This window comes from Cellvibrio sp. GW822-FHT04B05 (genome assembly GCF_058800985.1).
Map to the genome: position 1 here is coordinate 407,897 of NZ_JBXAMU010000003.1, position 13,097 is coordinate 420,993.

11 protein-coding genes are annotated in these 13,097 nt (G+C 51.2%); 4 read left to right on the top strand and 7 right to left on the bottom strand.

Annotated features, from left to right (window positions below):
* Positions 1-75: 75 nt before the first annotated feature.
* On the top strand, positions 76-1,296 hold the full coding sequence (locus tag AC1RJL_RS11650; RefSeq protein ID WP_492914130.1) for an MFS transporter: 1,221 nt from the start codon (positions 76-78) through the stop codon (positions 1,294-1,296).
* Between the two features lie 322 nt (positions 1,297-1,618).
* Here the strand turns inward: AC1RJL_RS11650 and fghA are convergent, their stop codons facing one another.
* Together fghA and AC1RJL_RS11660 are read right to left on the bottom strand one after the other, a co-directional pair.
* Positions 1,619-2,467 (bottom strand): S-formylglutathione hydrolase, encoded by an 849-nt coding sequence (gene fghA / locus AC1RJL_RS11655; protein WP_492914132.1) that lies wholly within the window; start codon positions 2,465-2,467, stop codon positions 1,619-1,621.
* A gap of 47 nt (positions 2,468-2,514) precedes the next feature.
* A complete protein-coding gene (locus AC1RJL_RS11660) occupies positions 2,515-3,624 on the bottom strand; it encodes an S-(hydroxymethyl)glutathione dehydrogenase/class III alcohol dehydrogenase (RefSeq protein ID WP_492914134.1) in 1,110 nt (369 codons plus the stop codon).
* Positions 3,625-3,791: 167 nt separating this feature from the next.
* Between AC1RJL_RS11660 and AC1RJL_RS11665 the strand changes: the two genes are divergently transcribed.
* Positions 3,792-4,685 carry a LysR substrate-binding domain-containing protein gene (locus AC1RJL_RS11665; RefSeq protein ID WP_492914136.1) on the top strand — a complete coding sequence of 298 codons (894 nt, stop codon included), beginning with the start codon at positions 3,792-3,794 and terminating at the stop codon, positions 4,683-4,685.
* Positions 4,686-4,745: 60 nt separating this feature from the next.
* Here AC1RJL_RS11665 and AC1RJL_RS11670 read toward each other — a convergent pair whose 3' ends face one another.
* The 5 genes from AC1RJL_RS11670 to AC1RJL_RS11690 all read right to left on the bottom strand — a co-directional run bounded on the left by AC1RJL_RS11670 (position 4,746) and on the right by AC1RJL_RS11690 (position 9,415).
* Positions 4,746-5,204: a helix-turn-helix domain-containing protein gene (locus tag AC1RJL_RS11670; protein ID WP_492914138.1), complete on the bottom strand. Its 459-nt coding sequence runs from the start codon at positions 5,202-5,204 to the stop codon at positions 4,746-4,748.
* Between the two features lie 117 nt (positions 5,205-5,321).
* Positions 5,322-6,227, bottom strand: coding sequence for a chemotaxis protein (locus AC1RJL_RS11675; protein ID WP_492914140.1), 906 nt, complete (start codon positions 6,225-6,227; stop codon positions 5,322-5,324).
* 70 nt (positions 6,228-6,297) lie between these two features.
* Positions 6,298-8,208, bottom strand: a complete 1,911-nt coding sequence (gene dxs / locus AC1RJL_RS11680; RefSeq protein ID WP_492914143.1) for a 1-deoxy-D-xylulose-5-phosphate synthase — start codon at positions 8,206-8,208, stop codon at positions 6,298-6,300.
* A gap of 74 nt (positions 8,209-8,282) precedes the next feature.
* Positions 8,283-9,170, bottom strand: a complete 888-nt coding sequence (locus AC1RJL_RS11685; protein ID WP_492914145.1) for a polyprenyl synthetase family protein — start codon at positions 9,168-9,170, stop codon at positions 8,283-8,285.
* Positions 9,170-9,415 carry an exodeoxyribonuclease VII small subunit gene (locus AC1RJL_RS11690; protein ID WP_492914147.1) on the bottom strand — a complete coding sequence of 82 codons (246 nt, stop codon included), beginning with the start codon at positions 9,413-9,415 and terminating at the stop codon, positions 9,170-9,172. The genes AC1RJL_RS11685 and AC1RJL_RS11690 overlap by 1 nt, the downstream gene beginning before the upstream one ends.
* Before the next feature lie 542 nt (positions 9,416-9,957).
* Here AC1RJL_RS11690 and gspC point away from each other — a divergent pair.
* Together gspC and gspD are read left to right on the top strand one after the other, a co-directional pair.
* Positions 9,958-10,995: a type II secretion system protein GspC gene (gspC, locus tag AC1RJL_RS11695; protein ID WP_492914149.1), complete on the top strand. Its 1,038-nt coding sequence runs from the start codon at positions 9,958-9,960 to the stop codon at positions 10,993-10,995.
* 7 nt (positions 10,996-11,002) lie between these two features.
* Complete coding sequence (gene gspD / locus AC1RJL_RS11700) at positions 11,003-13,084, top strand: type II secretion system secretin GspD (RefSeq protein WP_492914151.1); 2,082 nt, start codon at positions 11,003-11,005, stop codon at positions 13,082-13,084.
* The last annotated feature ends 13 nt before the right edge of the window (positions 13,085-13,097 follow it).

The window sequence follows — 13,097 nt, forward strand, 5'->3', positions numbered from 1 at the left end:
TGCTCATCGCTTTTTAGCGGTGAGCATTAAAAATAAAAATGTTATCCATTAACAATAACAAAAGGTACAACAATAATGACTACTACAACGGTTCCCACAATTAATCCGCAGCGTTTGTTTACTGCCTGTTGCATTGCGCTTATTGTGACTTCAATGACCTTCGCGATTCGCGCCGGTATTTTGAGCGAGCTCAGCGTCAGTTTTAATTTCAACAACACTGAACTTGGCTGGATTAATGGCATGGCATTTTTGGGCTTCCCGATTGCCATGATGTTTGGTGGCTTGATTTACAATCATATCGGTGCGCGCGCGCTTTTATATCTGGCGTTTATCTGTCATGTGCTGGGTTTGGTATTAACCATTAGCGCTTCCGGATTCTGGACTTTATTGCTATCAAGCTTCTTTATCGGTTTTGCGAATGGTTCAGTTGAAGCGGCGTGTAATCCATTGATTGCCGATATTTATCACACTCGTAAAACAGCCATGCTGAACAAATTCCATGTGTGGTTTCCGGGCGGCATAGTGATTGGCTCGCTGGTATCGGCCTTGATGACCAAGTTAGGTCTTGGCTGGCAATTGCAAATCGCGGTGATGTTAATCCCGACGGCCATTTACGGTTGGATGATTTTGGGACAAAAATTTCCGGAAGCGGCCAACTCGGAAACATCAACTGCTACCAACATTAAGGCGCTCTTCACCCCCTTATTTATTTTCATGTTGGTATGCATGACCATGACGTCGATTTCAGAGTTTGGTGCGCAGCAATGGGTGGGGCGTATTTTCGAATCATCAGATGTCCACCCGATGATGATTTTGGCATTAACCGCAGGTTTGATGGCGTTAGGGCGCTTCTTTGCCGGTCCATTAGTGCACGCATTTAATCCGGCCGGTGTGTTGGTGATGTCGGCGATAGTGACCACTATAGGTTTGCTTTTGTTGAGCCATGCATCGGGCTACATGATTTACCTGTCGGCTGCGGTATTCGCATTGGGCGTAACCTATTTCTGGCCGACGATGATCGGGTTTACCAGCGAATACATGCCTAAAACCGGTGCATTAGGCATGTCATTGATCGGTGGTGCCGGTATGTTCTCGGTGAGCGTTTGGAACCCGGTGATTGGTGGCTGGTTAGATGATGCCAAAAAAGAGGCAATTGCCAGCGGTGTTACCGGTGAGGCAGTCGAGCTGGTTGCAGGTCAGGCGACATTGCAGAATTTGGCGATGATTCCCGGTGTATTGATTATCGCGTTCGGTGTGTTGTTTATCCTGCGCAAGCGTTTTTCGCACAGCAAATAAGTCCCTTAATAGTCAAATGGGCTTATTCCAAAAAGGTGCCAGAAGGCGTCTTTTTTGTGGGTTGCATTTGATGCCAATCACATAAATGCTGTAATACTTTGTAATAAGTTGATGCGTTCGGCGACAAATATAGGGAGTGTGTCACATTTGCCAATGGACGCATTGGGGGTTTTTAAAATGCGGGTGTATAAAGAACCCGCATGACCATGATATGAGTGAGTGGTTTAGTGAGCTCAAAAGGACTTGAGTTTCCACCGCCTCCCGCAGTAATTCCTTTTTATCTCTCCCTGTTTTAAATCCTCCAACTTTCGCGCTGCTGTTTTTAGTCGTTAAACAAATGTTTTGCGTGATAGCGCAAATGCTCTTCGATAAAACTCGCGATAAAAAAATAGCTATGGTCGTAACCTGCGTGGCTGCGATAAATCAGCGGGTGGCTGACTTCCGCGCAAACGGCTTGCAGTTGTTCTGGCTTGAGCTGCCCGGTTTTGAAATTATCCGCTTCACCCTGATCGACAAATAATTCCTGACGCGATTGGCGGGTTGAAATCAGCTTGCAGGCATCGTATTGCGCCCAAGTGCCGCGCTGTGAGCCCAGATAACCGGTAAAGGCTTTCTCGCCCCAGGGACAATTGCTCGGGTTGGTGATGGGGGCAAACGCAGAGACTGACGCGTAGCGTTCCGGTTGGCGCAACGCCAATACCAGCGCACCATGACCACCCATGGAGTGGCCGCTGATGGATTCGCGGCCATTGAGCGGCAGGTTTGTCAGTGCAATTTCCGGGAGCTCTTTGGCCACATAATCGTACATCCGGTAATTGGTCTTCCAGGGGGCCTCGGTCGCATTGACGTAAAAACCGGCACCTGAGCCAAAATCGTAGCTCTCGTGTTCACCGGGCAGATCCAACCCGCGTGGACTGGTGTCCGGGCAGATAATCGCGATACCTAATTCAGCGGCGATCCGATGGGCGCCCGCTTTCTGCATAAAGTTTTCATCCGTACAGGTCAGGCCCGACAGCCACCAGAGCGTGGGCACTTTTTGTATCTCCGCTTGCGGTGGCAAATAAACCGCAAAAATCATGTCGCACTTCAGGCTATTGGAGAAATGCTTGTAGCGCTTCAGCCAGCCGCCAAAACTTTTATTGGCACTCATTTCTGTCAGCGTAGTTGTCATGATTACCCCGTTCGATTCTGATGGTTATACGGACGATTTTTTACTGGCTAGTAGTGCAAAACCGTGCGGATACTTTTACCTTCATGCAGCAAATCAAAGGCATCGTTGATTTTGTTGAACGGCATATCGTGGGTAATAAACTCGTCGATTTTGATCTCACCATTCATGTAGCGCTCCACATAACCGGGCAGCTGGCTGCGGCCTTTCACCCCGCCAAATGCCGAGCCTTTCCACACGCGGCCGGTCACTAACTGGAAGGGGCGGGTGGAGATTTCCTGGCCTGCACCGGCTACGCCGATAATGATCGATTCGCCCCAACCCTTATGGCAGCACTCCAGCGCCGAGCGCATCACGTTTACATTGCCGATACATTCAAACGAGTAATCCACACCGCCGTCGGTCATGTCCACAATCACTTGTTGGATAGGTGCGCCGTGGGCTTTCGGGTTAACAAAGTCGGTCGCACCGAACTGGCGGGCGAGTTCAAATTTATCCGGGTTTACATCGATAGCGATGATACGGCTGGCATTCATCATTTGCGCGCCCTGGATCACCGCAAGGCCGATAGCGCCCAAGCCAAACACGGCCACGGTAGAGCCGGCGGTGACTTTGGCGGTATTGATTACTGCACCTATACCGGTGGTGACGCCACAGCCGAGCAGGCAAATTTTATCCAGCGGTGCTTCTTTGGAGACTTTGGCCAGCGAGACTTCGGGCAGGACTGTGTATTCGGAAAAAGTCGAGGTACCCATATAATGGAACAGCTGCCTGCCTTCGAATGAGAAACGGGTGGTGCCATCGGGCATCAAGCCTTTGCCTTGGGTAGCGCGCACGGCACCGCACAGGTTGGTTTTGCCTGACAGGCAGAATTTGCACTTGCCGCATTCGGCGGTATACAACGGGATAACATGGTCGCCCACTTTCAGGCCGGTCACGCCCTCGCCGATTTCTTCTACAATTCCCGCGCCTTCATGGCCGAGCACTGCCGGGAACACACCTTCAGGATCAGCGCCGGATAAAGTGTAGGCATCGGTGTGGCAAACACTGGTCGCCACTATGCGCACCAATACTTCACCGGTCTTTGGGCCCTGTATATCAATATCAACTAACTCTAAGGGTTTACCGGCGGCGAGGGCGATAGCGGCGCGTGATTTCATGAAGGCTCCAGGATGTTTATAAGTGTGATTCAGCAGTCGTATCAATGATGGGCGGTGATTGACCCTGATTAATAGTGACTGCGATTTTATTGGATGCAAAGTGTAGACTAGTGACTGACTGGCAATAAGCTAGCTGAAAAACACTTAATTATTGCACGGGAGCAACAATGCAGCATTGGGAACGGGTTGAGGCGTTTATTGCCGTAGTGCGTTTTGGCAGTTTTGCCGCTGCCGCGCGCGAATTGAAAGTATCCAATTCCCATGTAAGCCGGCTGGTAAGCCAGTTGGAGCTGCAACTGGGCACACAATTGTTGTATCGCACCACACGCCAGATTCGCCTCACCGATGCCGGACAGTTGTATTACGACAGTTGCCGTCATTTGTTTGATGGCTTGCGCGAGGCAGAGTCCCTGCTGCAACACCATCAGGGCCAGCCGACCGGCCTGCTCAAGATCACCGCACCAACTACCTTTGGCGACCGCTATATCGCCCCCTTGGTAAACGATTTCCAACTGCTTTACCCGCAGCTCAAAGTGAATATGTATTTCAGCAATCGCCAGGTAGAGTTGATCGAGGAAGGTTTTGATCTGGGAATCCGTATGGGGGTGATGCGTGAATCGACGCTGATTGCGAAGCGTTTGTGCGCCCGCAGGGAGTTTATCGTTGGATCACCTGACTACTTATTGCGGGTTTCGGCGCCACTAACCCTCACCGATCTGGAGCGACACAATTGCCTGGTAGGCACACGTGGATATTGGTTGTTGCAAGACCAGGGGCAGCGCAAGGATTTGGTAGTGCACGGTAATTGGCAGGCCAACTCCGGCCCCGCGTTGGTTGATGCCGCGCTCAAAGGCTTGGGTTTGGCGCAATTGCCGGATTATTACGTCGATGAGTTTTTGGCTGATGGCCGCTTGGTAGCGGTGCTGAATGATTACCGTTTTACCGATGCGGGAGTTTGGGTGGTCTACCCGCAGCAACGCCATCTGGCGCCGAAGGTGCGGTTGTTTATTGATTTTTTGGCGGAAAGGTTTGCGGGTGGGGTGCCGAAGGAGGATAAGTAGATTTGGTAGATGAGGCCGATTTACAAGCTATTCCAGTATGAATACTGGAATAGCCTGGGGTTAAAGTTTGCGGCCCAGACGTTTTTCAACGATCTTGCGCTCAATATTAGTGCTTAGAATGTGAATGGCCTCAAATGTGATGAGGCCATAAATAATCATACCTATACCGACGCCACCTAAAACCATATAAACGAAGGTGTTACCCCAAAAAACAGCTAAAAATACAGGTGTAATTACAAAATAGCTGATTAGTTGTTCATAAAACTCTTTTACTTTTTTGCCGTGTGCTATTGCTTCTATCTCATCATTTTTTAACACGTTGTCATCGCTCATCGTAGAATCCTCAGTTTGAAATACAGAAAGATCAACCTCAAAAACAGATGCCAGTGCCTTGGCTGTTTCCAAACTTGGTGTTTGACCTTGTTCAAGACGTTGAATGGTTCGGGATGTCACTCCAGCCATTTCTGCCAACTGAGTTTGGGACCAACCACGTTTCAATCGAAGTTTTCTAACAATCATGCAAGCACCTTTACCTTTTTGAGGAGCGGTAAGTTTGACTTTCCTTTGCTGCTGTGTGGCACGACAAGGGGGCGACATTTTGCTGAAAATTATGCGACATTTTTATTTATCAAAAGCTTATGGACGACTAGAGTATGTCTTTTTCGATGCCCCACGCAGCATGCCATCGATTAATTCCCGCGCGTCGAATTTGGTGAGTGCTTCGTCTGCACCGACCTGACGTGCCTGGCTGACGCTGATATTGCTGGACAGGGATGTGTGCAAAATAATGTAGGCTCCCGCCAGACTTTTATCATCGCGCACAGCAAACGCTAGCTCATAACCATCCAGTCCGGGCATTTCAATATCGCTTACCAATAAATCAATGGGCTGCCCCTGATTGGCCGCTGCGCGCATGATATCCAGTGCTTTCTGGCCGTCGTCGGTCACTTGGTAGTGCACATTGATGGCATCGAGGGAATCGCTTAATTGTTTGCGCGCGGTGCGTGAATCATCCACCAACAAGATCTTCATCGGGCGCAGTTGTTCGCGCTCTACATCAGTAATGGTTGCCGTGGCTTTGGAGGGATCGAGCGGAAAAAGGCGCGCCATGATCACTTCCACATCCAGCAGTTGTACTAATTGATCATTCACCCGGGTCACACCGGTGATGTAAATGCTATTGCCCAAAAACTTATCCGGTGCGCTGATATCACGCCAGTTTGCATCGACAATACGCTCTATCTGGCGTACCAAAAATCCCACTTTTTGCCGCTGCACATCGGTAATGATAATAAAACTGCTGGCCAATGACTCTTTGGGGGTGGCGCCTTTTCCAACGGCAGCGGCGAGATCGACGATAGGCATCGTCTGTCCACGAATATTCAGCGCGCCCAAAATACCCGGCTGTTGGTTGATCATGGGAGTCACAGGCTGAAAGGGCACCAGCTCCTGGATTTTGAGTGTGCCCAAGCCAAACACCTGCTGATTGTGCAGGCGGAATAGAAGTAGTCCTTGGGAATGATCTGCTTTGGTGGATGGCAAGGTAAAACGCTCCCACAGGTAAAACGGATGAAAAGCAGCAGCGTCAGCGGGCTGGCGCTGCGGGATTGATTTAGCGTGCAGCCAATTTGGTATCGGCTAGCGCGCTATTCAGGCGCAAATTAATACGCTCGGCGATGGACTTTGCATCCAATCCCTGACTCGCCAATTGTTGTTTCTGGCTGGCATGTTCAACAAATTCATCGTTAAAACCCAGCTGCAATACTGGCACGGTGAGGGCGCGGCTATTGAGATATTCACACACGCCGCTGCCAGCGCCACCGGCAATAGCGTTTTCTTCCAGAGTGACCAGCAATTGATGACCGGCTGCCATCTGCTCAATTAGTTCAGTATCCAACGGTTTAACAAAGCGCATGTCACACAGGCTATAACCATATTGGTCGGCGACTTGTTGCGCCACGGGCAACAAAGTGCCAAAGCACAACAAGGCAACTTGTTTGCCTTCGCGTTTCAACAGGCCTTTGCCAATCGGCATTGCAGTCATGGCTTTTTCGATAGCGATGCCGGTACCGGTGCCGCGCGGGTAGCGCACTGCTGCCGGGCCTTGGTATTCATAGATGGTATAGAGCAATTGGCGGCATTCGTTTTCGTCGCTGGGTGCGGCGATTACCATATTGGGGATGCAGCGTAAGTAGCTGATATCAAAACTGCCTGCGTGGGTTGGGCCATCTTCACCGACCAGGCCGGCGCGGTCGATGGCAAAAGTCACATCGAGGTTTTGCAGGGCCACATCATGTACCAATTGGTCATAGGCGCGCTGCAAAAAAGTGGAATAAATAGCGACTATCGGTTTTTGCCCTTCACAGGCCATACCGGCAGCGAGAGTGACGGCGTGTTGTTCGGCGATCGCAACATCGTAGAAGCGCTCGGGGTAATTCTGCGCAAACTCGACCATGCCTGAGCCTTCGCACATCGCCGGAGTGATGCCGACCAGCTTTTCGTCCACGGCGGCCATATCGCACAACCACTGACCGAAAACATCCTGATATTTAAGTTTTTTTGGTGCATCGACTACGCCAATTGATGCTTTTTTCGGTTCGATTTTATTGAGCGCGTGATAACCGACCGGATCTTGCTCGGCTGGCTCAAAGCCTTTGCCTTTCCGGGTGATGATATGCAGCAGTTTGGGGCCTTTGATCTCGCGCAGGTTGCGCAGGCACAGCACCAGATCACTAAGGTCATGACCGTTGATTGGCCCTACATAATTGAAACCCATTTCTTCAAACAGGGTTCCGGGCGACATAAAACCTTTGAAGTGCTCCTCGGTGCGACGCGCAAATTCCCACGCAGGCGGAATTTTGCCCAGCACTTGTTTGCTGCCTTCGCGCAGGGAGTTATAAAACTTGCTCGCCCAGATTTTGGAGAGATAAGTCGAGAAGCCGCCGACATTAGGCGAGATCGACATATTGTTGTCATTGAGTACAACCAGCATGTCGGTTGCCGTATGAGCCGCGTGATTCAGCGCTTCAAATGCCATACCGGCAGTCATGGCGCCATCGCCGATGATCGCTGCAACTTTGCGGTCATTGCCTGCCATTTTAGCGCCGATTGCCATGCCTTGGGCGGCGCTGATCGAGGTGCTGGAATGGCCGACGCCGAAGGTGTCGTAAGCACTTTCTTCGCGTTTCGGAAAACCTGAAAGGCCATTGCCCTGGCGAATGCTGTTCAGGCGCTCGCGACGGGAAGTAAGGATTTTGTGCGGATAAGTCTGGTGGCCCACGTCCCACACCAGGCGATCTTCCGGGGTCTGATACACATAGTGCAACGCGATAGTCAGTTCCACTACGCCCAGGCCCGCACCAAAGTGACCGCCGGTCTGCCCTACGCTGTAGAGCAAAAATGCGCGCAGTTCATCAGCCAGTTGCGGCAATTGCTTCTCGCCCAGCTCGCGCAAGTCAGCGGGATTATCGATGCTGTCCAGCAAAGGCGTGATTGGGCGACTGGTGGGGATTTCGTTATACATTCAGGGTCATCATTTATAGTTGTGCGGTTAGCCGCTCATAGGCGGATATTGTAGGCGGCTTGCCGGAGTCTTGGCTAGTTCGACCTTTCGACTATGTAGCTGGCTAATTGGCGTAAGTGCACCGCACTGTCGCCAAAACCCTCCAATGCGCCAAGTGCTTGACGATGCAAAGCATTGGCCTTGGCCTTGGCTGCGTCCAGTCCCAGTAGCGATACATAGGTTGGTTTGTTGCGGGCGATATCAGCGCCTTGCTGCTTTCCAAGTGTATCGGTATCACTGATTACATCGAGGATATCGTCCTGCACCTGGAACGCGAGCCCTATAGCGGCTGCATAGTTATCCAGCGCCTGCAATTGCTGTTCGTCTGCGTCCGCACAGATTGCACCCATTGCAACACTCGCGCGGATGAGTGCGCCGGTTTTATGCCGGTGCATAGTTTCCAACCGGGTAAGGTCTAATTGATGGTCGACGGCGGCCAAGTCTATTGCCTGGCCCAACACCATGCCTTCTACACCAGAACCTTGGGCCAGGGCGCGGACCAGCTCGATCTGTACATGGCTATCCAGATCCGTAGTGGTTAACAATTCAAAGGCGAGGGTTTGCAGGCCATCGCCGGCGAGGATTGCAGTTGCCTCGTTAAAGGCAATATGGCAGGTAGGTTTGCCGCGACGTAGGTCGTCGTCGTCCATGGCGGGTAGGTCATCGTGCACAAGACTGTAAGAATGCAGTGACTCAAGCGAGGCGGCGATTGGATCGACTAGCGCAAGGTCGATTTCAGGTTTTATCGCGAGAGCGGTCGCATAGGCGAGAATCGGGCGCACGCGCTTGCCGCCATTGAAGAGGCTATAGCGCATGGCAGCGCGCAGTTGGGTGGGGTCGGTTCCAGCGGGAAGATATTGCTCCAGTGCGCTATCGACGCGCGCGCGGCATTGGTTGGCAAATTGGGAAAATTCCTGTGGCATTACTCATCGCCTTCATCAGCGTCAAACGGTTCGAGGCTGATATTGCCCTGCTGCTCAATCAGTTTACTGACGTGCTGTTCCGCGGCGGCTAGCCGGGTTTGGCATTCGCGGGTGAGCGCGATGCCTGCCTCGAATGCTTGCAGCGATTCTTCCAGCGTCATATCGCCTTGTTCCATGCGGTTCACCAGGCTTTCGAGGGTACTTAGCGACTGTTCAAAGTCGACACTTTTTTTCTTTGGAGGCATGGCGTTTTCTCGCTGGGTGAAAGGGCGGTGGCGGATTATAAACCCGCCGGATCAAAACTGCAGGCGTTTTGACTGGCAGGCGTGTGCGATATCTCTTACAAAACATACAGAAATTGGCCACTGTTGCCTGACGCCTGATTCATCAATAATGGCAACCATAGGAGATTGTCACAGGAAGTGACATTAGCAAGGAGTAAAATGGAATCAGGCACATCTACCGCCAAGGTCTGGCCAGCCATCCTGTAAAAACCCTGGTTGCCCCCTCCTGCAATCAGGGTTTTTCGCCTTAATACCCCGATGTTTTGTGGCTCTTGTCGCATATTTCGTTAAATCTGCAACTTCTTCCCTGTTCTACCATCCAAAATGCGCCGAAACTCGCTTTCGCCGGTAAGCTCGCACTCTTACGCCAGTATTTCGCTTTTGTAATATGGATGGAGTAGAATCCCGTAGCTTTGATAATCATAACGCACTAAGCTTTTGATACGACTGACAATTGCAGCTCATCCCGTCGTAGATCCAGTGTGAAGGACGCAGTCAAACCCATGCATGACAGATTAATATCCCATCGGGCTGCCGTTGAGCAGCGTACTGCCCAGCTGGAGCAACAGCTGCGCCGTCTCGTTACGCTTGTAAATCGGGTATCGTTGCAGCGTTGGCAGTGGCTGGTTATGTTGCTGCTGGTGATTTGGCTGGCGCACAGCCTGGCGCGTTTATTTTGGTTGGTCATCCCTAATCCTGTTATTCCTCCTGCATCGATAACCCTTGTATCTGCCGGTACTGAAAGTGGGGCTGTAGCGGGGGCCGATTCGGTTGATATCGCCCAAATTAAAACCTTGGCTCCCTTTGGTGATACCGCCCAGGAGGCAGCACCTGCAGCCGAGGTCCAGGCTCCGACCCAGGGGATAGAGTCAAGCGCAGCAGATACCCAGCTCAACCTTATATTACGTGGCATACTCGGCAGCAATGATGAAAAATCCGGGCGCGCGATTATTGCCTCAGGCGATCGTGCTGACGTGTATGCGGTGGGTGACACCCTTCCGGTTGGCAACAATGTAAAACTGGCCAAAGTGTTGGAAGGTCGCGTGATTATCAATAACAATGGCTCTTTTGAATCCCTGTGGCTGTTTAAAGAAGATCCCAATGCTCCCAAGCTAACAACTTCATTCAGTGATTTTCAGGGGGGTAACAATTTTGCTACTCCCGGTGGTTATGAGACCCCTCCCTTTCAGCAACAACCGCCGCTTTATGTCGATAAAAGCCAAGTGGTTGATTCGCCCCGCGCAGCCGCTGACCCTGCTATGGCTGCAGCAAGCAAAACCCTCGCGGACGTAGTAGCGATGAGTATTTATCGCGAAGGCGGGCAAGTGGTGGGTTACAAAATTCGTCCCGGTCGAAATGCAGAAATGTTTACTTCGCTCGGCTTACAGACTGACGATATAGTCACGGCAGTTAACGGTGTGCCGCTCAGCAGCCCCGGCAAGATTATGGAAATATACAAAAGTATGGGTAGTGCCACATCGGCGAATCTGGAAATCAGACGCGGTGGTAGTACAGTTAACCTAGACGTAATGCTCAAGTGAGGTGTTCGTGATCCGGTTTTATGGTCGTAAAAATAACAACATTATGAGTGGCCTGTTGCTGGCAACGATGATGGGTATAAGTGGCTCTGCCCTGGCACAGGTGCAAGCCCAACCAGTTGATGCACAGGGTGAGACCCGCTGGGCGGTTAATTTTAACGATACGGATATTCAGGAAGTGATCAAGTCTATCGCCGGCCTTACTGGCAAGACATTTATTATTGATCCCAAAGTGCGCGGTCCTATCAAGGTCATCAATACCAAGCCATTAAACGCGAAAGAACTCTATGAGTTGTTTTTGGCTTCGCTGGATGTGCATGGTTTTACCGCGGTAGAGAGTGGCAATATCGTGCGTATTGTGATGAACCGCGATGCACGTAACTTGCCTATCCCGACTGAAAATAATGTCACCAATAAAGATGACCTTTACATCACGCAAGTGATTCCGCTGAAAAACACCAGCGCTGCCAAAATTCTCGCTGCCTTACGTCCGTTGGTGCCCCAATATGGCCACCTCACCACCTACGAGCCCAGCAATGCGCTGATCATTACCGATACCCGCGCCAACGTTGCACGTATGAATGAGCTGGTTGTGCAGTTGGATAAAATCGGTGTGACCCATACCGATGTGATCCCGCTACGCTACGCCAACTCGGCCGATATTGTGGCGATGCTGACCCAGCTTGAAAAGCCTGATCCTAACCGCGGTATGACTACCTCGCCACCAGTGATTGTGGCCGATAAGCGTACCAATGCGGTGGTTATCAGCGGAGATGATTTAACTCGTCAACGTCTGAAGCTACTGGTCGATGACCTGGATCGTCCGCAGTCTAAAAACAGTAATGTTCGCGTTGAATACCTGCAGTACGCCAAGGCAGCCGATGTGGCCAAAGTGTTGTCGGGCATGATACAAAGTTTAGGTCAAGGCAAACCGGCGGAAGGTGCTCCCGCCAATGCATCGCCACCGGCAGTACAGGCGGATGAGGCGACCAATTCAGTCTTGATCACCGCTGACGTCGATACCATGGATACCATGCTGTCGATTATCGATAGCCTCGATATTCGCCGTGCGCAGGTATTGGTTGAGGCCATTATTGTCGAAATTACGGGCAACAATGCCAAAGAAATTGGCATTGAGTGGATGTACCAAGGCGATGACCAGGGTTTTGGTGGTTTCACTTCCGGTGGCGCACTCAGCAAAGTAGCCGGCCCCGCGTTGAATATCCTGGAAAGCCCTGGCGATAACGATGCCTTGGCAGCATTGGCGGGAGGAATCAACTCGGTTGGCGCGCCAGTTTTCGGTGTTGGGCGCCTGGGTAAGAAGATCGACTTCCTCGCAGTATTGAAACTGTTGCAAACCACTGAATCATCTAACATTCTCTCAACCCCGAGCCTGTTGACTACCGATAACAACGAAGCATCGATTTTGGTCGGGCAGCAAGTGCCGTTTGTTACCGGTTCATACTCGGGTGTTAACACGGGTACGACTGGTGGAAATAACTTTTCCAGTCCATTCAATACCGTCAATCGTGAAGATGTTGGTATCAAGCTGCAAGTCACCCCTCATATCAACGAAGGTGATAGCCTGGTACTGGATATCGAGCAGGAAATTTCCTCGGTGATCGGCAATACCCAAAATTCCCCTAATGGTCCGACAACCAGCAAGCGTGAGATCAAAACCCAAATCCTGGCGGGCGACGGCCAAACAGTGGTGCTTGGCGGTTTGATCGAAGATCAGGTCAATAAGGGTGATCAACGTGTACCGGTGCTCGGTAGTATTCCGGTATTGGGTCATTTATTTCGCAGCCAAAGCGCATCCAAACGTAAAACCAACCTGCTGATTTTCCTCAAGTCGACCATTATTCGCACTGATGTGGTGTTGACTGGTGCTACGGCAGAAAAATACCGGGCGATCCGGGATCAACAGGTAGAGTTTCAACGCTCACGTGGGATTCTTTTGCCCAAACGCGATGTACCCATGCTGCCCGAGTGGGATCAGCAAATACAGAAGTACATTCGGGAAACCAATGCTGCCAACGCCGCCGCGAATGCTGAGCCGCTTACTGTTCCTGCCAATATTGCTGAGGAATAAGTCTTGAGCGAGC

Excerpts from the sequence above, each read along its gene's own strand:
- AC1RJL_RS11685 (WP_492914145.1), bottom strand. The coding sequence starts at position 9,170 with ATGCCACAGGAATTTTCCCAATTTGCCAACCAATGCCGCGCGCGCGTC.
- AC1RJL_RS11660 (WP_492914134.1), bottom strand. The coding sequence starts at position 3,624 with ATGAAATCACGCGCCGCTATCGCCCTCGCCGCCGGTAAACCCTTAGAG.
- AC1RJL_RS11670 (WP_492914138.1), bottom strand. The coding sequence starts at position 5,204 with ATGATTGTTAGAAAACTTCGATTGAAACGTGGTTGGTCCCAAACTCAG.
- dxs (WP_492914143.1), bottom strand. The coding sequence starts at position 8,208 with ATGTATAACGAAATCCCCACCAGTCGCCCAATCACGCCTTTGCTGGAC.
- AC1RJL_RS11690 (WP_492914147.1), bottom strand. The coding sequence starts at position 9,415 with ATGCCTCCAAAGAAAAAAAGTGTCGACTTTGAACAGTCGCTAAGTACC.
- AC1RJL_RS11665 (WP_492914136.1), top strand. The coding sequence starts at position 3,792 with ATGCAGCATTGGGAACGGGTTGAGGCGTTTATTGCCGTAGTGCGTTTT.
- gspC (WP_492914149.1), top strand. The coding sequence starts at position 9,958 with ATGCATGACAGATTAATATCCCATCGGGCTGCCGTTGAGCAGCGTACT.
- AC1RJL_RS11650 (WP_492914130.1), top strand. The coding sequence starts at position 76 with ATGACTACTACAACGGTTCCCACAATTAATCCGCAGCGTTTGTTTACT.
- fghA (WP_492914132.1), bottom strand. The coding sequence starts at position 2,467 with ATGACAACTACGCTGACAGAAATGAGTGCCAATAAAAGTTTTGGCGGC.